The organism is Pedobacter panaciterrae (assembly GCF_013204795.1).
Lineage (GTDB): Bacteria > Bacteroidota > Bacteroidia > Sphingobacteriales > Sphingobacteriaceae > Pedobacter > Pedobacter panaciterrae.
Genome location: NZ_JABMKW010000008.1, coordinates 37,071 through 55,520, shown reverse-complemented (window position 1 = coordinate 55,520; position 18,450 = coordinate 37,071). Strand labels below are relative to the sequence as shown.

General features: G+C 41.6%; 17 protein-coding genes. 8 read left to right on the top strand and 9 right to left on the bottom strand.

The window, feature by feature from the left end; translation table 11 throughout:
- Positions 1-19 precede the first annotated feature (19 nt).
- Positions 20-571, top strand: a complete 552-nt coding sequence (locus HQN86_RS02490; RefSeq protein ID WP_172659459.1) for a YfiT family bacillithiol transferase — start codon at positions 20-22, stop codon at positions 569-571.
- Here the strand turns inward: HQN86_RS02490 and HQN86_RS02485 are convergent.
- Both HQN86_RS02485 and HQN86_RS02480 read right to left on the bottom strand, forming a co-directional pair.
- On the bottom strand, positions 564-1,784 hold the full coding sequence (locus tag HQN86_RS02485) for an ABC transporter permease (protein WP_048907082.1): 1,221 nt from the start codon (positions 1,782-1,784) through the stop codon (positions 564-566). The genes HQN86_RS02490 and HQN86_RS02485 overlap by 8 nt on opposite strands.
- Positions 1,785-1,888: 104 nt before the next feature.
- Positions 1,889-5,353: a patatin-like phospholipase family protein gene (locus HQN86_RS02480; protein WP_216854306.1), complete on the bottom strand. Its 3,465-nt coding sequence runs from the start codon at positions 5,351-5,353 to the stop codon at positions 1,889-1,891.
- A gap of 337 nt (positions 5,354-5,690) precedes the next feature.
- Between HQN86_RS02480 and HQN86_RS02475 the strand changes: the two genes are divergently transcribed.
- From HQN86_RS02475 to HQN86_RS02465, 3 genes are read left to right on the top strand one after another with little or no spacing between them, the layout of a single operon-like run.
- Positions 5,691-6,770, top strand: a complete 1,080-nt coding sequence (locus HQN86_RS02475; protein ID WP_172659457.1) for an AI-2E family transporter — start codon at positions 5,691-5,693, stop codon at positions 6,768-6,770.
- Entirely contained in the window at positions 6,767-8,092 is a 1,326-nt protein-coding gene (locus tag HQN86_RS02470) for a paraquat-inducible protein A (RefSeq protein ID WP_246269389.1), read from the top strand. Before HQN86_RS02475 ends, HQN86_RS02470 begins: the two co-directional genes overlap by 4 nt.
- Positions 8,079-9,401 (top strand): paraquat-inducible protein A, encoded by a 1,323-nt coding sequence (locus tag HQN86_RS02465; RefSeq protein WP_172659456.1) that lies wholly within the window; start codon positions 8,079-8,081, stop codon positions 9,399-9,401. The genes HQN86_RS02470 and HQN86_RS02465 overlap by 14 nt, the downstream gene beginning before the upstream one ends.
- A 2-nt stretch (positions 9,402-9,403) precedes the next feature.
- Here the strand turns inward: HQN86_RS02465 and HQN86_RS02460 are convergent, their stop codons facing one another.
- The 7 genes from HQN86_RS02460 to HQN86_RS02430 form a co-directional block, all read right to left on the bottom strand.
- Positions 9,404-9,940 carry a pyridoxamine 5'-phosphate oxidase family protein gene (locus tag HQN86_RS02460; protein ID WP_172659454.1) on the bottom strand — a complete coding sequence of 179 codons (537 nt, stop codon included), beginning with the start codon at positions 9,938-9,940 and terminating at the stop codon, positions 9,404-9,406.
- A gap of 87 nt (positions 9,941-10,027) precedes the next feature.
- Positions 10,028-11,254 (bottom strand): PAS domain-containing sensor histidine kinase, encoded by a 1,227-nt coding sequence (locus HQN86_RS02455; RefSeq protein WP_172659453.1) that lies wholly within the window; start codon positions 11,252-11,254, stop codon positions 10,028-10,030.
- 6 nt (positions 11,255-11,260) lie between these two features.
- Positions 11,261-11,557, bottom strand: coding sequence for a circadian clock KaiB family protein (locus tag HQN86_RS02450; RefSeq protein WP_172659452.1), 297 nt, complete (start codon positions 11,555-11,557; stop codon positions 11,261-11,263).
- On the bottom strand, positions 11,547-11,855 hold the full coding sequence (locus HQN86_RS02445) for a circadian clock KaiB family protein (RefSeq protein ID WP_172659451.1): 309 nt from the start codon (positions 11,853-11,855) through the stop codon (positions 11,547-11,549). The genes HQN86_RS02450 and HQN86_RS02445 overlap by 11 nt, the downstream gene beginning before the upstream one ends.
- On the bottom strand, positions 11,855-13,579 hold the full coding sequence (kaiC, locus tag HQN86_RS02440) for a circadian clock protein KaiC (RefSeq protein ID WP_172659450.1): 1,725 nt from the start codon (positions 13,577-13,579) through the stop codon (positions 11,855-11,857). Before kaiC ends, HQN86_RS02445 begins: the two co-directional genes overlap by 1 nt.
- A 274-nt stretch (positions 13,580-13,853) precedes the next feature.
- Positions 13,854-14,627, bottom strand: a complete 774-nt coding sequence (locus tag HQN86_RS02435) for a DUF72 domain-containing protein (RefSeq protein ID WP_172659449.1) — start codon at positions 14,625-14,627, stop codon at positions 13,854-13,856.
- Between the two features lie 31 nt (positions 14,628-14,658).
- The gene (locus HQN86_RS02430; RefSeq protein ID WP_172659448.1) at positions 14,659-14,940 is read right to left on the bottom strand and encodes a hypothetical protein; all 282 of its coding nucleotides are present in this window, start codon (positions 14,938-14,940) and stop codon (positions 14,659-14,661) included.
- A 239-nt stretch (positions 14,941-15,179) separates the two neighbouring features.
- Here HQN86_RS02430 and HQN86_RS02425 point away from each other — a divergent pair, with 239 nt between their 5' ends.
- The 4 genes from HQN86_RS02425 (at position 15,180) to fmt (ending at position 18,450) form a co-directional block, all read left to right on the top strand.
- Positions 15,180-15,731 (top strand): YciE/YciF ferroxidase family protein, encoded by a 552-nt coding sequence (locus HQN86_RS02425; RefSeq protein WP_172659447.1) that lies wholly within the window; start codon positions 15,180-15,182, stop codon positions 15,729-15,731.
- Positions 15,732-15,958: 227 nt separating this feature from the next.
- Positions 15,959-17,233, top strand: a complete 1,275-nt coding sequence (locus tag HQN86_RS02420; protein ID WP_172659446.1) for an exo-beta-N-acetylmuramidase NamZ family protein — start codon at positions 15,959-15,961, stop codon at positions 17,231-17,233.
- 35 nt (positions 17,234-17,268) lie between these two features.
- On the top strand, positions 17,269-17,481 hold the full coding sequence (locus HQN86_RS02415; RefSeq protein ID WP_172659445.1) for a hypothetical protein: 213 nt from the start codon (positions 17,269-17,271) through the stop codon (positions 17,479-17,481).
- 60 nt (positions 17,482-17,541) lie between these two features.
- On the top strand, positions 17,542-18,450 hold the full coding sequence (fmt, locus tag HQN86_RS02410) for a methionyl-tRNA formyltransferase (protein ID WP_172659444.1): 909 nt from the start codon (positions 17,542-17,544) through the stop codon (positions 18,448-18,450).

Sequence of the window (18,450 nt, the reverse complement as noted above, 5' to 3'; positions counted from 1 at the left end):
ATATAAATAAACCGCCAAAATGACTTCAACTGAGTTAGAAAAATTACGTTACCCAATTGGAAAGTTCGAGCAACCTGCTCAAATCACTAAAGCTTTATTGGATGGTTATATTGCTACTATTGCTTCGTTTCCTGAAGCTTTAAGGAAAGAGGTAGCTCATTTAAGTGATGCACAACTAGACACTCCTTACAGGCCAGGAGGCTGGACAGTTAGACAGGTGGTTCATCATTGTGCCGACAGCCATATGAACAGCCAGATAAGACTGAAATGGGCTTTGACCGAAGATAGCCCTGTAATAAAGGCTTATTATGAAGAAAGATGGGCTGAACTAGCGGATAGCAGGGGGTTGCCAGTTGAATCGAGTCTGAGGATTTTGGAGGGACTTCATCAGCGATGGGTGTTTCTACTAAATTCACTTACTGCAGAAGAATTGGAAAGGGATTTTATACATCCGGAACATGGCAGAAGTATAAAGATTAATGAAAATACCGGTTTGTATGACTGGCATTGCCGTCACCACCTTGCTCATATTACTGAATTGAAAAAGAGGCAAGGCTGGCTTTCTATTTAAACCTGATTGCTTTTAAAGGACTTATCCTGCTCACCAATAACGAAGGTATAATAAGTACCACAAAACAAATTACAATTGTAGAGATGTTTAACAGTAACACATCGGTAAATTGTATTTCAATTGGCACATACGCCAGGTAATAAGACGTTTGATCTAATTTAAAAATATGGGTATGGGTTTGCAGAAAGGCTAAGCCAAGCCCCAGAACATTGCCCAATATTACTCCAATTCCTACCAGGTAAAGGGCATTATAGAGGAATATTTTCATTACACTAAAATCTGTCATACCAAAGGTTTTTAGCATACCGATCATATTGGTGCGTTCCAGTATCATGATTAATAAAGCGGTAATCATATTGATTACGCCTACTACCATCATTAATGCAAGGATAATTTTTGTGTTTACATCTAACAGGGATAGCCAGGTAAATATTGCCGGAAAATAGTCTTGAACGGATTCTGACTTCAGCTTTGTTTCCAGTTCTGTGTAAATATTTGTTGAAACGGTTTTAAGATTGGCAAAATTCTTAATTCTGATCTCTATACCCCCTATTTCATTAGGCTTCCAGTTGTTTAAACGGCGGATCAGATTAAGATCGCCCATTACAAAGCCTTTGTCGATCTCTTCTACACCAATATCATAAATTCCGACTATTTTAAATGGTCGCCTGCGAGGAGGATCCTGTACGAAATGCATGATAAAGTCGTCGCCTGTTTTTAGTTTAAGGCGGTTGGCAGTAAATTGAGAGATCATGATCTGCTTGGTGGCGGCAGCACTATCGGCAAAGTTTATAACTGTTCCGCTTACCAGGTGTTTACGTATATAATCCCAGTTAAAGGTCTTATCTATGCCTTTAAAATTTATGCCTTCAACTTCATCATTAGCAGAAATGATGGCTGGTTTTGTTGCATAGGGTTGAAAATATTCGATATCGGGATTGCTTTTAAGCTTGGCTATAGTTTCGGGTTCAGGTACAAAAGGCGACAGTTCAAATGAATTGTTAAGATCAAACTTAAAGATTCTCACATCGCCAATGTAACCTCTTACTTTTTCCTGTATCTCGCTTTTAAAGCCTTTAATAATCGCAACAGAAAGCATCATTACAGCAAGACTGAGCATTACCCCTGCTATAGCAATACGAACTATTAGTTTTGAGAATGTGCGCTCAGATTTTACTGCTATGCGCCCTGCTATGAAATATTCTGTATTCAACCTCTTGCAATAAATTGTAACGTAGCAAAAATGCATTTTTTATTTCATTAATATTCTGTTTATTCTTTAATGAATAAAAGACATGAAGGTTGACTTGTTATTGATTATCCATTGGGAAGGTATAGTTCCTTCAGATCGTCTATGGAATGATAGCCCAGTTTTCGGTAACTTTCAAACTGAGCCTCGTCAAAAAACTGGTCGCCTGTTGATTGGTGGGGGAAATCCGTATTTGCTAAGGCATATTCGCGGATATCCACCGGTTCATCGCCTGTCAGTGATGCTTTGATGTAAATCAATGTTCCTTTCTTCTGCGCATATCCGGGATAGGTGATATAGCCTCTTGCAATGTGTGCCGAATCCCTGTCTTTTAACTTGCTGGTAATGTTTTTCAGGTCAATATTGATCTCTACACCAAAATCAATACGACAACGCCTGATTGCATTTGCAAATCCTTCACAGGTTCCTTCCTGATCCTGTTCTCCATCTCCTATCAGGATATAACTACATCGCCTGCGTACCAGTTCATAAAGCCCCATGTTGTCAAAATGGCCCCCATCTGATAGGCATACGTATTTCATATCTATATCGGACTTCCCGACCAAGTCTCTCAACAAGTACAGTAACCCGAGTTTCGGATCCTGCATTTTCCAGCGATCACGTCTTGGATTGCCTATCCACCAGCCCAGCCGTACATTGAACAGGGTCATTAAAAATGCCATGGTTGCAGAGGAATGATATCCCCAGTTTGGGCTTACCGCAGCACCTGATATGGCCATGGCTGTTCCCAGGGTGGGTCCTCCGTTTTTATTGGAAAATTTTTCAGTCGGCCGGTAACCATATTCATACACATTGTCAATGTTATAGGTCGATGAGCGGGTTGGACTAAAGTCATAGCCGCAATATAATGGAGAAAAGATAAAGGACTCAGCCATCCGGTCCTGACGGTCCAGCGCTGATACCACTGTTGAGTTTAACGCGGCATTGATGATCGGAAAAGGACCGAAATAGCCGTTTTCTACTTTCATAGAGGACAATATGATGTCATCGTTGGTATCAAACCCGGTAAATGGATTGGCCGTTTTAACCCGATCTTCCCTTGTACGGGTTGCACCAAGGAAAGCCCTGATCAGCCGGTTGCGGTAAAAGTGATGCAGAGAGAATTCATTGACACCCACACGCCAGCTTAAAACCAGGGTCAATGCTGCCAGAATAACAGTAATATAAAGGTTTTGCCCGTAGAAATCATTTGAATATGCGCTGGTCTCATGTCTGATCCCTTCGTTAATCCAGGAGCCGATCAGCAAAATACCAATCATAAACAGAAAGGGTACAACCTTGATCAGTACACTGATAATGTTCGCAGACTTACCGGATTCTTCATCCCTGGATTCAAATGCCTTTTTCACCCCCCAGCCAATAATGCCGGCCCATCCTCCCCAAGCCACGGGAATCATTGCACTGGGTTTTTCGGGCCATAGGTCAGGCATGATCAAACAGGCAAAGGTTACAATTATCCAGAGCAGCATGAAACGGTGGATGTAACCTCCTAACCTGCCCCACCATTCACGCCTGTAATCTGGAAACAGATTGCCCATCAGCGCCATCCTGGTGATCACTGCGACAGAGAAGATTTCCATTACTATTGGGGCGCCCAATACCAACATTATTTTTTGAGGTGCAATCTTGGTGAATGAAGGCGCAACACGGTAAAAGTAAGCGACGAATTCCCAGAATAATATTATCAGTAAGGCGAACAATGCAGAGGCCACTGCCGATGAAAGCAGTATGGCAATGACCGTTGGACTGGAAATCCGGGGCACATTTTCTGTTCTTCCTTTAACATTGGCTTTACCCAGCTCGATCAGGTCTTCCCGTTTATGATAATTACCCCAAATCGCAAGCCATAAAAAGGCCAGAAAAGCGCCTAAAGAAAGTGCCAGCATCAACCATTTTCGCTGCCCGGTGTCATCAGTATATGGGTATATCGCATTAAAATAGATGCTGATTGCCAGAGCACAAATGCTCGCCCAGGCAACTAAAATATTTGGAATGATTCTTTTTATTTCGGTTAGTGAGGAGAAGCTAAGCGACAGTTTCTCCCAGATGCTTCTGAGCACCCCTTTATGTGCCTGCTTATCCCTCTGGTAAAAAGAACGCATCGCAATTGCGGCCAGTACCGACCCAATAGCGAGCATGATAAAAGTGGAAATCAGAATGTTTCTTGGACTAAGCATAGTAACCTTGCCTTTCAGCAGATTCCAGGTATCATACAGATCAGAAATTGCTGACAAGACAGTCAGCAGGATCAGCAGCAGTACAACCTGGTTGATGACTGTGTTTCTAAGCCAGGTCATCCCCGATCCCCAAGCATCGGGTGACATAATCCCCACATTAGGAGACAGGTAGTTGCTGAACATTCGCAGCCAGCGGACCGGACGGACTTCATCGGCCAATGGATCTCCGGATCTATCAGGACATAGGCGATCAGTAACTTTGCTTAACGAGCCGGATCGCTTGATCCAGGAGTTTAACCAGGCACCGATATACCCTCCGCCAGAGACGGTAGACATATAATCAAATTCTTTCAGGACATTCAGATTGGCCAGCCGCTGCAAGATGCCCAAATTGAAAGTAGCCGAGCGGATTCCACCACCGGAAAGTGCAATTCCCATCAGGCCCATCTCGCCTGCTTTACACATCGGATCAAAGACCCCATCATCCAACGCATCGCTGTCTGTGTTTTCTCTTTTATCCTCCGCAGGGTTTTTGCTTGCTATATCGTATTCTGCTTTTCTTGCTCTTCTGGCTTTTGTGATTTCAACCAACTCATCGCGGAAAAGTGTTTCAAAGGGCAAAGCCCTTTCTTCCTTAAGCATAGTCAAAAGCTTCCGGTCATTAATCAGGTATTCTTTGGCCAGCTCCGTTTTTCCCTTCCACCACCCCAGATAGGCTTTTCTGTCAGAGGTACTCAATATACCTGGTCCATGTTCTTTAATGATCGGGTGTTCGCGACTTTCATCAGAGAATTCATACAACTGATAAAGTCGTATCCGGTATGGACTTGTTACCGTTCCTGCCAATACTGAAACGACCTGAAGCGGCATGTAACGAAGTTTTTCCACCAGAACAATCCGCTCTTTTGGTTCATTGTACAACAAGGCCCTGATCTGCTGCCTCCAGAAAAAAGGTGGCTGAAAAAGAATCAGCACTTCATTTTCCTCCTTTTTACCAACAAAGGGAAGCCAGGAAAACAATCTTTTTTCAGGATGATCTTCACCGGGTATTTTAGTTGACAGCCATTGTAAAAGACCTAGAGTACTTGTAAAATAACGATGTGAAAGATTTGCCGGGTCCTCCATGGCGGGACTATGCCAGATTAAATCTTTAATCTGCTCCTGTTGATTGGGTGTAAGCTCCTCAACTTCGATGTCTTCAACAGTAAGGTTTAACCAGCTTTTCTTGGTCAGCAGCTTTTGATCTAGATGATCGGAGGCTTTGCCTTTTAAAATGTCCTGATAGAGGATAATATAACAAACAGCTTCTGCTGTAAGGTCAGTAACAATGTCCATATCAATTAAACTCCCGGTTTGGTTAAACGCTAAAACAAGGCAAATTTTGAAAAGCGGCCAATGGTATCAGCCAGAGTGCTATAAATAATTTGTATGCATTTTTTTATTAATCAGTATTATATCAGTGTTGGTGCAAATCAATGCCAAATACAGCAATTGCCCATAGTAAGAATATTGAAGTTAGAACTCCGCATCGTCAATTGCAATAGTTAGAAATAGTCATTTTTAGCCACGGGACCTAATGGAATGATTTAATGGCTGATCCGCAACAAATAATTGAGTATTGATAAAACTACTTGGGTTAAATATTGTTAGGTGAAGGAAGCACTCAACAGCTATGCAAAAAGACTACCCCTTTTATATCAAAGTCCCGATTATACTATTAGGCATAGTGATCGCAGTTTTTATTTTATCAGTATTAAGAGACATTCTTGTCCCACTTGCATTTGCCGGACTGATTGCCATTCTTCTAAACCCATTGTCTAACAGGCTGGAAAGAAAAGTGCCCAAAATTATCGCCATTATCATCTCCATGTTAATTGCAATCATTGTGCTGGCTGGCGTGCTGTATCTTCTTTCCTCCCAGGTTGCTCATTTTTTTGATGATCTGGATGCCATCAAGCACAAATTAAGCACGTTACTTCACGATCTTCAGATATGGGTCCAAAAATCCTTCGGATTTTCGGCAAGCAAGCAGACCAAAATGATCACCGAAGCGGCTAACAGCAGCAAAGGCATGATCGGCCAAACGCTTACAGGCGTAATGGGCATTTTAAGCGTGATCTTTTTGATCCCGGTATATGTTTTCCTGCTTATGCTCTATAAAACACTTATCCTTAATTTCCTTTATGAAGTTTTTTCTGAAGAGAATCAAACTAAAGTGGCTGAAATCCTTAGCGAGACAAAAGGTGCTATCCAGAGCTATATTGTAGGGCTCCTCATCGAAACTTCCATCGTTGCCGTACTCAATTCAGCTGCATTGTTAATACTGGGTGTACAGAATGCAATTCTTATAGGGGTGATCGGGGCTATCCTGAACCTGTTGCCCTATATCGGTGGCATCATCGCTATTGCCTTACCTGTATTAATGGCAACCTTGACCACTGATGGTTTTACCACACAACTACTGATTATTGCCGCATATGCGTTTATCCAATTTTTGGACAATAACATACTTGTCCCAAGAATCGTGTCCTCCAAGGTTCAGATCAATGCGCTGATATCAATTGTGATCGTGTTGCTAGGGGCAGCCCTATGGGGAGTTCCGGGTATGTTTTTATCGATCCCTGTTATCGCGGTACTAAAAATAATATTCGACAGGATCAACGGACTTAAACCCTGGGGGAAACTGCTTGGAGACAATGTGCCAACCGAACATATGGGGCAGCTTAAAAGGTTCACCAAAAGAAAAAAATGATGGACCTTGAAAAAACGATTTTGAAGAAGGGATCAATTGTTCCAAGGTTGCTGCTCATACTAGGCCTTGCTATATTTTTGTGCGGGGAAGGATATTTTGGCTATCAGCTGCACAAACTCTCAGGCCAGCAGGAAGAGATCAAACAGGATTATTCCGATGTGAATAACATTACCCTAGGGGTTTTTTCCGTAGAGCAATGGCGGGACAAAGTAGCTGGCATTGTGAATCACCAGATCCGTGATTTTACCCTGACTCCAAAACAGAAGAAAGAACTACGGAAAGAGGTTGAGCAAATCATTCTCGCACTGATCGACAAGGCAGAAGCACTGGTAAATAAACCTAAGAAAACCATTGATGGTAAAATAAAAAAGTTCGTTATCAAAACCTTTGTTAATACAGACAAGATTCGGGAGCAGGTTCCAGGCTTCGCCACAGAAATACTTGCAAAGGCTTATAACCCGGCTAACAAAAAGCAGCTTAGCAAAATGGCCATGTCAAAGTTTGATGCCCTGGAACGTGCGGAATATTTAGACAGTACGGTGGCGGCAACTAAAGCGGCAACTGATAAGGTCTATAAAAGATATAATGTAAATTCAACTGAAGAATTAAACGATAAACTGATCTCATCACTATCACGCATCAGGACAGCAACTTACAATTATTCATTCGCCATGCTAGGCTGCATTGTGGTTGTACTATCCTTGTGGTGGATATTCAGGAAACGGGTAGAGTTGCATGCCACCCTCTTTATCATGTCACTGATGTTTGCATTCATATTGCTTGCGGTAGGGTTAACTGCATCCATGATCGAAGTTGACGCACGCATTAAATCACTGGACTTTGTGTTACTCGGCGAACATGTCACCTTTGAAAACCAGGTGCTGTTTTTTCAAAGCAAAAGCATTCTTGATGTGGTAAAAGTGCTTATTGCGCAACCGGCTGTAGATTCGGTATTGGTGGGTATTTTGATACTGGTCTTCAGCATCTTGTTCCCGGTAATGAAGCTGAGCGCTACCGGAATCCATCTGCTAAGCAAAAGGAAAATTGCTGAGAATAAAATCATCAAGTACTTTGCCTTTCAATCGGGCAAGTGGAGCATGGCTGATGTTATTGTCATTGCGATACTGATGGTATACATAGGCTTGAACGGCCTACTGGACAGTCAACTAAGGAGCCTGAATATAAAGAGTGACGATCTGACTGTGCTGACCACCCACAATACTGCGCTGCAGCCAGGCTACATTATATTCATCAGCTTCGTGCTATACGGGCTTATTTTGTCGACCATACTAAAATATATTACTCCTTATGACGCCCACTAGAAAAACGATGTTGCTTAAAATCCTGCTTATCGCCGGGTTAAGTGTCCTACTCTGCGGAGAGGCCTATTTTGGTTACCGGGTATCTACACTTTCTAAGCATCAGGAAGAGATAAAGGAAGATTATAGTGTGGCCAATAACATTACCTTTGGCATTTTCTCGGTAGATCAGTGGCGGGAGAAGATTGCCAAAGTGGTGGACGGAAAGATCAGTGACTTCGACATGACGGCAGAACAGAAAAAAGACCTTCAGGAAAAAGTTGAAAAACAGCTAAACGGTCTTGTCAATAGGGCAGTAGCCGAAGTGAATAAACCCCAAAAGAGTATTGGCGGTAAGCTCAAAAAATTGGCCTTCAATGCATTAGTGGACACCGATGACCTTCATGCACAGGTACCCTCATTTGCCAGTACCATTGTGAATAGGATCAACAGACCAGCAAGTAAGAAAAGGCTCAAAAGTATCGTGACCAGTAAAGTAGATCAGTTGGAGAAGGAAACCTACGACAATACCAAGCCAGCCAGTGCTACGGTTAGCAGTCATATCTACAGTAAATACCGCGTTTCAAATGCAGGAGATTTTGAAAAAACGATCAATTCAAAGCTGATCACAATACGTAAACAAACTTACAATTATGCATACGCGATGGTTGGCTGCGTCTTATTGGCCCTTTGCCTTTGGCTGTTGATGAAAAAACAGGTAAGCCTTCATACTCCGCTTTATATTCTCTCCCTTTTATTTGCTTTTATCCTCCTGCTGGTGGGTATCACCGCTACGATCATAGAAGTTGACGCCCGCATCCAATCGCTTAATTTTACGCTTCTTGGGGAGAAATTAGCTTTTCAAAATCAGGTCCTATTTTTTCAGAGCAAGAGTATACTAGGCATCATAAAGGCACTAATTGATCAGCCAAAGCCGGACGCAATATTGGTTGGCATATTGATTCTGTTATTTGTTGTCATCCTCCCTGTACTGCGAATGATTGGAAAGGGCATCCAGATATGGGGCAAAGATAAATATGCAGAGAATAAGGTGGTCAGGTACTTGGCTTTTGACTTGGGTAAATGGGACATGGCCGATGTCATGGTTGTCGGTATTGCAATGACCTATATTGGCTTGAACGGAATCTTAAAGAGTCAGCTCTCGAACCTGAATATACATGAAGAGGTCTTATCCACTGTAACGCAAAACAACACCTCGCTGCAACCCGGTTATTTTATTTTTGTGGGCTATGTCGCATATGCAGGCATATTATCCTTGATTTTAAAGCGCATAACACCAATAGAGACAAAATCCGGTACAGCAAAAATGTGATTTTATACTTTGAGCTGGCCTTCTATGGAATCGTCTAATGTCTTACCTATTGCGGCACCGATCAGCATTTTAACGCCTGCAACCAAGTTGCCGTTTTTTGTATCCCAATAATAACCATCACCAGGACTTACTTTAATTAATGATATCCTAGGATCATTTTCTCCTTCTGTAAACCAGGTTTTCATGAGCGGCTTCCAGAGCGCCTTGATTTTTGCCTTATCATCATGAATGGTTGCTGTACCGGTCAAATACAGGAAGTCCGAATATTTGGAGCCTTTAAAGTAGAGCTTTACTTCAGGCGCCATCTTAATTTCCAGATTGGTATGACTATCATTGGCACTAACCAACCAAAGGTCTCCGTTATCTTCTACTTGCTGTATACTCATTGGCCGAACCCCCATAGAAGGCCCTGTTTCTGCCTTTGTACAGAAAAAACAAATGTCCGACTCCGCAATGAGTTCTCTGATTTTTTCCACTGCGTCCTTGTTATTCAAGTTTTCGTAATTTTCTTCCGGCTGGTTTTGATTAATGCTATTCATAATTTTTGGCTTTGTTCTTTGGTTAACAAGCCCCCCCCGTAAATGTTTGCATTTTGTTAATGTTCTTGATCATTCCGAACACCTTGCTTAACTTATTGATGGTAACAATACATAGAAGGTTGACCCTTTGCCGAGGTTACTGACAACTCCCATTTCTCCCTCATGAGACTTTACAATTTCCTCGGAGATATAAAGGCCCATTCCTAAGCCCCCTGCCAGAACACTGGCTTCATCCACGCGATAAAAACGATCAAAAATTTTCCCGAGCTGCAGCTCAGTCATACCAATACCGTAATCCGTAACGGCAATTCTGACCATATCGCCATCCGCGGAGACCTTAATAAGAGCATTCCGATTTTCAGGAGAATATTTCACGGCGTTGCTGATCATATTCATCACTACCTGTTCCAACCGCTCCTGATTGCCCAATACAAAAAAATCACCTTCAGCGTCGAGTCTCAGTTTAAAATCAGGAAACATATAACCAGCATTTTCTATGCATGTTCTCACAAGGAAGCTTATCTCAACTTTGGTTTTACTGAAGTTTAGTTTGCCCGCTTGTATCTTACTCACATCCAGCAGGTCGTTCACTAATATCTCCAGTTTATTTAAAGAACCAGAAGCCTTAGTGATTAGCATGGTGAACTGGTCCGGGATACTGTCATTACTGTACCTGGAGATTAATTGTAAATACGCTTTCAAACTGGTCATGGGTGTTTTGAGTTCATGACTGGCAATGCTGATAAATTCATCTTTTCGCTTAATCATTTCGGTCTTGGCCGTTAAATCTGCAGCTTTATTTTGAGCCTCTATCTGCTGTGTCAAATCTGTACAAATGATGCTTAAGGCCGTACCATCTTCCATATCGAGATTGGTAAATGAAAGCTGAACGGGCATTTCTTTACCACTATTTGTAGTTAGCACTTCTTTGGTTTTATAATCACGCAGCCCTTCAGCGGATAAAACAATGCTTAATTTTTCAGCGGTATACCCACCGATAAATTCATCAAAGTGCCTTCCGATAATCTCATCCAAGGTTATGGCACACATGTCCGCAAAATAGCTATTGCAGTAAAGTATGACACCCGAACTGTTCAGTGTAACCGCTCCCTGCTGCATTTTTTCGATTAAGACCCTAAAGGTACGGTCGGCACTTTTAAGTGTATAGATCTGATGGCCGGATGTGCCCTGCACCACTAGGGCATCTACCATTCCAGTTCTGATGGCCTCTATCGTGTCAGTGGCTTCCTCCAGTTGATGCCGTAATTCCGCCAATTCGGCTTCCAGTTGCTCCTTTGTATTTTCGTACTGCATAACTATTTAGATCGCTATATCTGAGGGATTAATGCCCAGTCCGCGCAAAACTCTGGCCCGATCAGACATGTCGCCTATCAAATGCCGCGTGGGGGTCGGATTTTTTCTGATTAAAGTGGGGAGGGCAATGATCTGCTCTTGCTTTGCTAGCTCCGGTTGCTGATATACATCCACCACTTCCAGTTTATAATTTCCTTTAAGGTGTATTTCGCAAATTTGCTTGAGGTTATTTAATGCGCGCACAGAATTCGGCGACGCGCCAGAAATAAACAGCACCAGTTGATATTGTGAGCTATTTGACATCTACACTCGATTTTACAGAGATGATATTTAAACCGACAAGAACTTTCTCCTCATTACTGAGATCCCCGATAATTTTACGGATCGGCACCGGAACTTTTCTTACCAGGGTTGGCACGGCAAAAATCTGGTCGCCTTCGGCCAATTGTGGCTTCTCTAGCAAATCGATCACTTCTATTTTATATTTGCCATGTAAATGTTCTTCACAATACTTCTTAAGATTGCTTAGCGCACTTACAGACTTTGGTGTCTTACCGGCGATGTACAGCCTTAATTCCCAGGTTTGTTCCGTCGTCCCCATTATTTCTTTGCTTTAATGCTCTTGCGTTTTTCAATCATCTCCCTTCGGTTATCTTCTTGTATTTTATGTTTCAATTCTTCTTCAAGATATACCTTGTTTAGTTCCTCTTCCACAGATTCGAATTCGGTCTGCAATCCGGCGATCTTCGCTTCCAGCAACTTACGTTTTCTGCTAATTTCACGATCTTTACGACTAACCGCCTGACCGTGCAGGGCCTGTCCCGTTTGCTCACGTAAAATATGTGCTTCTCTTGCCGAACCGACCAGAACACCATCTGGACCCAGGTAAACATCTACCAACTCCAGACCTTCGTCTGCGATGATAAATTCCCTGATCTGGTTAGAGTGTCCCATACCTCTCGATTTCATCACATATAAACCACGGTTGCGCTCGCCATTTGACTCAATATCCCGGATGAGCAGCCAGGCGTCTACTAAAGAAGATATTCCCTCATCTGTCTGCTCATTGAAAGTGTTATTTAAGGAAAGTGCGGTAAACATTACCGTGATACCCTCGTTTTGCAGGTAATCCACCAACCTGATCAACATAGACTTTACTTCACTTACTGATCCTACAGTAATAAGATTGGTAACCGGATCAAGGACCACAATATCAGGTTTAAACCGTTTAATATTCTTATGGATAGCGACCAGATGCATCTCTAGCCCATGTAAGGTTGGCCTGGAAGCATGGAATTCCAGGAGGCCAGATTTTATATGGTTATTCAAATCAATGCCAATAGAACGCATATTTCTAATGATTTGATGAGGTGACTCTTCAAAAGCAAAATAGATGCATTTTTTACCATCCAAACAATTGGCGTTTGCAAACGAAGATGCAATACTGGTTTTACCTGTACCGGCAGTGCCGGAAATCAGGATGCTGCTTCCCTTGTAAAATCCAGCGCCGCCCAGCATTGTATCAAGGCTGGCGATCCCTGAAGAGATCGATTCTGTAGAAACTGCGGAATCCAGTTGTAAGGAAGTGACGGGCAGTACAGAAATGCCGTCTTCGTCAATTAAAAAGGGATATTCATTAGTACCATGTACAGAACCGCGATATTTAACGATTCTCAGCAACCGCGTTGAAATCTGGTTACTGATCCTGTTCTCTAACAGAATTACACAGTCAGATACATATTCCTCTAAGCCCTGCCGGGTTAAAGAGTTGTCACCTCGCTCACCGGTAATGATTGCAGTAACACCTTTTTCTTTTAACCACTGGAAGAGTCTGCGGATTTCAGACCTTAATACAGTTTGGTTGTCTAATCCTGCAAAAAGATTTTCAATGGTATCTAATACAACGCGCTTTGCACCTATACTGTCTATCGCATAACCGAGCCTAATGAAAAGGCCCTCGAGATCATATTCACCCGTCTCTTCAATTTCGCTCCTTTCAATATGAACGTGGTCTATTCTGATCAGCTTATCGTCAATCAACTGATTCAAATCAAAGCCCAGGGAAGCAACGTTCACGGCCAACTCATCTGCTTTCTCTTCAAATGCCATAAATACACCTGGCTCATTGTAAATTAACGCCCCCCGCACAATAAATTCTATAGACATAAGCGTTTTACCACACCCAGCCGAGCCGCATATCAAGGTAGGCCTGCCAGCTGGAAGACCACCCTCGGTTATCTCGTCCAAACCATTAATTCCTGTTCGTGATTTCGGCAGTAGCCCTGCTTTTTTCTGATCCTGCAGTTTATTTATTTTCTTAGTCATTATAATCGGACACTTTTCTAAATCTATCAAATAATTATTAAATTTCAGGATTAGCTAGTTGCCTTAAGCCTCATCCTTTTAATTCGCTTAATTCGCATTTCTTAACCCATAACACCAGTTACAATCCCCGGAGATTCCACGCATTACCAAAGCATATCTTACTCTCTTTGTTAAAATATTAATGAAAAACAGTTAACCACCCATATTGTTTGCAATACACCAAACACGTAGTAAGGATGGGATGAAGTGATGTCGCTTAAACACACTACATCGATCAATTGTTATTCAGAGCCAGAGTCCCCACCAAATCACTAAGCGTAAACAGGTTACCTATCGCTTCTCCCATGGTGTTGTTAAAATAGCTGTACACGGTTTTTCCTTCTGAAATCCAGTCATTAATGTAGGCTGCATACTCATAAAGCAGCTCATCCTCATAACTTCCCCTATAACTGCCTCCCGGTCCATGAAAGCGCAGGTATACGAAAGGAAGCTCGCTTTCCATCATGGGTGTTACCGCTGGCGGCTTATCTTGGATCACCATCGCCATTCGGTAATCTTCCAGTAGCCTGTATACTACATCACTATAAAGGGAAACGTGCCGGAATTCCAGAGCGATGTTCCAGGTGTAATGCGGATCACTTTTACGCAGGACACTCATTAGGAGCTCCAGCTGCTTTAAATTACCTATTCGCACACTCGGCGGAAACTGGACCAAAACACAACCTCTTTTATCCCCCACAAATGCGATAACTTCCATAAAAGCACTTACCGCCTGCGGATCAAAAGCCAGCTCCTTGTTGTGAGTAATCTCTTTGGAAAGTTTAAAAGTAAATCTGAATGTTTCGGGTACATCCTCAGCCCATTTCTTCACCGTAGAAGCCATCGGAACTTTGTAAAAAGAGCTGTTGACTTCTATACTGTTCATGATCGAACTGTAGAAACATAATCTACTTTTATCTTTAAATTCCTCCGGATAGAAAAGTTTATTGCGAACCGGCAGCAGTAAGCCACTGGTTCCTGAATAATAATTTGCTAAGTAGGACTTCATAAAAAGTATTTTTAACTAAGCAGGTTTACTGCTACTCCTCCAAATGAAGCTCAATCTCTACACCGATGCGGTCTGCAATTTGTTCAGTGAGCTCTATTTCGATACGGTCTTCTCCATGTTTTGGTTCATAAAAAGGCAGGTCCTCGCCTGCAACTTCATCTAAAGAAAGTAGTTCCCACTGTTTTCCCTGCTTTTTAACTCCACCCAGAATTCCGTTGTAATAAATGATTTTAAATACATCATCCTCCAATGGAAGAATGGTTAAAGTAAGCTGCCGACTACCATGGCTGATCTTTATGTTGAATGGTTCCATTTTGATTGAATTTAGGTTTAATTGTTTTCATAGCTTATGTAAATAACGCTATTAACAGTGGCAGGGATAAAAGGTTTTAAGCATGGACTTCAAAAAAAATAAAAAATGGCTTAATATGATTGAATAATAGCCCTGGGCAGTATTATCTGTACATTTTGTTTATAAAAATACAAAATAAATTAAACAAAATTATCTCTTTAGTGTTAAGAACATACATTTAACCCATAAAAAACATCATCATGGCAACTACAAAAACAACAGCTAAAAAAGCGGTAACTCCGAAAACAGGAAAAATGGAAGATTCTGAATTTCATGAATTCTTCGTGGATGAATTGAAAGACATTTACTGGGCGGAAAAGCACCTGGTTAAAGCCCTCCCAAAAATGAAAAAAGCAGCCACGAGTCCTGAACTTGCCGCAGCATTTGAAAAGCATGCTGAGGAAACCAACACTCATATCGCAACTCTGGAACAGGTTTTTGCTCTGCTTGACGAAAAAGCACAGGCAAAAAAATGTGATGCGATGGAAGGATTACTTAAAGAGGCAAACAGCATCATCGAAGATACTGACGCGGGAACACTGATCCGCGACGCAGGACTGATTCTGGCAGCGCAAAAGGTCGAGCATTATGAGATCGCAACTTATGGCACCTTGGTGGTCTTCGCAAAGAACATGGGACACAGTGATGTGGCTGAACTGCTGCAGTTCACCCTGGATAATGAAAAAGCAACTGATGTAGCTCTGACCGAAATCGCTGTTGGTGCGATCAACGAGCAGGCTGCTGCTGAATAGTACTACCGCCCGGGCCATCCGTCCCGGGCGCCTTTTTTGCACGCTTTGAATTTATGATCAGCCATTGGTAACATGTAAGCTGAACCGAAATATACAATGAGATCTCTAATCAACCATTTTTTATTACCTTTAACTTTATAGAGTTAGGGTTCTTCAAAAGTTAACGTTACCTAAACAACTCATTTATTTTTTGTCTCGTTTTTTTATTAGTTAGAAAAAATTACTAAATGACATCATCCATTATACATATTTTAAGTACTGCATTGCTTACGCTTTCTCTTCAGGCTTGTGGATCATCGACCAAAATAGCGCTTAACCCTGCCGTGCCAAATCCATATAAGGTAAAAGCCGAAAACTTTGACAAGCCCAAAGCAGAGGAGCTGCGTACTGGTGCAGAACAAACGGAATTGTATGTGCCTTATCTAAAAGGAAAACGAGTAGGTATGGTGGTAAACCCAACCTCCATTATTGGAAAAGAAACAACGGTTGATAGCCTACTTGCGCTTGGTGTGAAAGTGGTTAAGATATTTGGACCCGAGCATGGTTTTAGAGGCGATGCCAGCAATGGTACTAGCGTTGATGATGAAATTGATAAAAAAACAGGCATTAAAGTGGTTTCATTATATGGAAAACACTCGGCCCCTACAGCTGCAGATTTAGCTGATATTGATGTGATGATATTCGATATTCAGGACGTTGGTGTTCGTTTTTATACTTACATAAATACTTTGCAACATGTAATGGAAGCCTGTGCCACTAATAAAAAAGAAGTATTGATTCTTGACAGACCAAATCCTAATGGTTTTTACATTGATGGGCCTATATTGGAGCCGCAGCACAAATCGGGTATTGGTTTAAAACCTATTCCAGTTGTACATGGATTAACTGTAGGCGAATACGCTCAAATGCTAAATGGAGAAGGCTGGCTTGATAATAAATTGAAATGCAAGATCAAAGTAATTAAGGTTGCCAACTATACGCATGATACTCCTTATGAACTCCCGATAAAACCATCACCAAACTTAAATACTGCGCAGTCGATTTTACTATACCCTACTACCTGCTTATTTGAGGGCACTTATTTAAACCATGGGCGCGGCACTATGTTTCCATTTACTATAGTGGGTTCTCCTTTTTTAAAGGATAAATACACCTTTTCGTTTACCCCAAAAAGCATTAAAGGGATGTCTGAATCTCCATTGTTTATGAACCAGCTTTGTTATGGGTTGGATCTTAGGGAATACGATGTAAACGAGTTTAGAAAGGAAAAGAAAATAAAACTGAGCTGGTTAATTGAGTTATACAAGGCATCTCCAAACAAAGCAGATTTCTTTAACTCTAAATTGAGCAAACAAATGGGCACTATTGAAAAGCTTATTGGCGTTTCGAGCTTTAGGGCGCAGATTATTGCCGGTAAATCTGAAGAAGAAATAAGGGCAAGCTGGGAGCCGGGATTAAGTAATTACAAAACAATGCGCAAAAAATACTTGTTATATCCATAAGCAGCCGCTAATGGCAGCTATTAAAGACTTTGGATATGAATAGCGAACCTAAAAAGAAAAATGAAAAGCCAAGTAGTAACTTCAGAGAAGAAGTTTCTAAAGACAAGGTTCCTGCTGGAAATAAGGCTGTAAAAAAGCCTGAGGATAAGGATTATAACAAGGAAGAGGCAAACTTTAAGAACCCTGCCAAGAAAAGGGAAGAAAGCGAACAACCCGTTCATTCCGTAAAAAAAGCCCCTAAAGAATAGCAGGCATTAGCTTTATATGCGCTAATTTTTTAGTTATTTTGCCACCTAAAACACTGGTTGATGAAAATAGTTTTTATGGGTACGCCCGATTTTGCAGTTGCTTCTTTAAATGCTTTAGTTGAAGCCGGATTTGATGTTGTTGGTGTGGTTACTGCAGCAGATAAGCCCGCTGGTCGCGGACAAAAACTTCATGAAAGTGCTGTTAAACAGTATGCAGTATCAAAGGGGATAAAGGTATTGCAGCCCTTAAAACTGAAAGACCCTTTGTTTATTGATGAACTAAAAAGCCTAAATGCCGATTTACAGGTAGTAGTAGCTTTTAGAATGTTGCCTGAAATGGTATGGAATATGCCGGCAAAGGGAACGATTAACCTTCATGCATCTTTGCTGCCGCAATATCGTGGAGCGGCTCCGATAAATCATGCGATCATTAATGGAGAAAAAGAAAGTGGCGTTACTACATTCTTTTTGAAACATGAAATTGATACAGGTGATGTAATATTTTCTGAAAGCGTATCGATCAATAATGATGACACTGCGGGAGATTTACACGATAAGTTAATGAATGTAGGCGCAGGATTGCTGGTGAAGACCGTAAAGGCTATAGAAGCCGGCAACTATACAGAGCAGCCTCAACCAAAAAGTGATGAGCTGAAACATGCGCCAAAGATATTCAAAGAACATTGTTTAATAGATTGGAACCTGTCTGGCGATAAAATATACAACCTGATTCGTGGATTAAGCCCTTACCCTACTGCTTTTACTAAACTAAATGATAAAACCCTTAAGGTGTTTAAAGCAGAGTTTGAAGAAAAAGAACCTGGTATCTCGCCTGGAAGTTTTTTATCTGATGGCAAAACTTATTTAAAGTTTGCCGCCAGAGATGGTTTTATCAAATTCACTGATCTACAGTATGAAGGCAAAAAACGCATGCAGGTTGATGAATTTTTAAGGGGCATGCGTTTGTAA

Excerpts from the sequence above, each read along its gene's own strand:
- HQN86_RS02490 (WP_172659459.1), top strand. The coding sequence starts at position 20 with ATGACTTCAACTGAGTTAGAAAAATTACGTTACCCAATTGGAAAGTTC.
- HQN86_RS02480 (WP_216854306.1), bottom strand. The coding sequence starts at position 5,353 with ATGGACATTGTTACTGACCTTACAGCAGAAGCTGTTTGTTATATTATC.
- HQN86_RS02475 (WP_172659457.1), top strand. The coding sequence starts at position 5,691 with ATGCAAAAAGACTACCCCTTTTATATCAAAGTCCCGATTATACTATTA.
- HQN86_RS02470 (WP_246269389.1), top strand. The coding sequence starts at position 6,767 with ATGATGGACCTTGAAAAAACGATTTTGAAGAAGGGATCAATTGTTCCA.
- HQN86_RS02465 (WP_172659456.1), top strand. The coding sequence starts at position 8,079 with ATGACGCCCACTAGAAAAACGATGTTGCTTAAAATCCTGCTTATCGCC.
- HQN86_RS02460 (WP_172659454.1), bottom strand. The coding sequence starts at position 9,940 with ATGAATAGCATTAATCAAAACCAGCCGGAAGAAAATTACGAAAACTTG.
- HQN86_RS02455 (WP_172659453.1), bottom strand. The coding sequence starts at position 11,254 with ATGCAGTACGAAAATACAAAGGAGCAACTGGAAGCCGAATTGGCGGAA.
- HQN86_RS02450 (WP_172659452.1), bottom strand. The coding sequence starts at position 11,557 with ATGTCAAATAGCTCACAATATCAACTGGTGCTGTTTATTTCTGGCGCG.
- HQN86_RS02445 (WP_172659451.1), bottom strand. The coding sequence starts at position 11,855 with ATGGGGACGACGGAACAAACCTGGGAATTAAGGCTGTACATCGCCGGT.
- kaiC (WP_172659450.1), bottom strand. The coding sequence starts at position 13,579 with ATGACTAAGAAAATAAATAAACTGCAGGATCAGAAAAAAGCAGGGCTA.
- HQN86_RS02435 (WP_172659449.1), bottom strand. The coding sequence starts at position 14,627 with ATGAAGTCCTACTTAGCAAATTATTATTCAGGAACCAGTGGCTTACTG.
- HQN86_RS02430 (WP_172659448.1), bottom strand. The coding sequence starts at position 14,940 with ATGGAACCATTCAACATAAAGATCAGCCATGGTAGTCGGCAGCTTACT.
- HQN86_RS02425 (WP_172659447.1), top strand. The coding sequence starts at position 15,180 with ATGGCAACTACAAAAACAACAGCTAAAAAAGCGGTAACTCCGAAAACA.
- HQN86_RS02420 (WP_172659446.1), top strand. The coding sequence starts at position 15,959 with ATGACATCATCCATTATACATATTTTAAGTACTGCATTGCTTACGCTT.
- HQN86_RS02415 (WP_172659445.1), top strand. The coding sequence starts at position 17,269 with ATGAATAGCGAACCTAAAAAGAAAAATGAAAAGCCAAGTAGTAACTTC.
- fmt (WP_172659444.1), top strand. The coding sequence starts at position 17,542 with ATGAAAATAGTTTTTATGGGTACGCCCGATTTTGCAGTTGCTTCTTTA.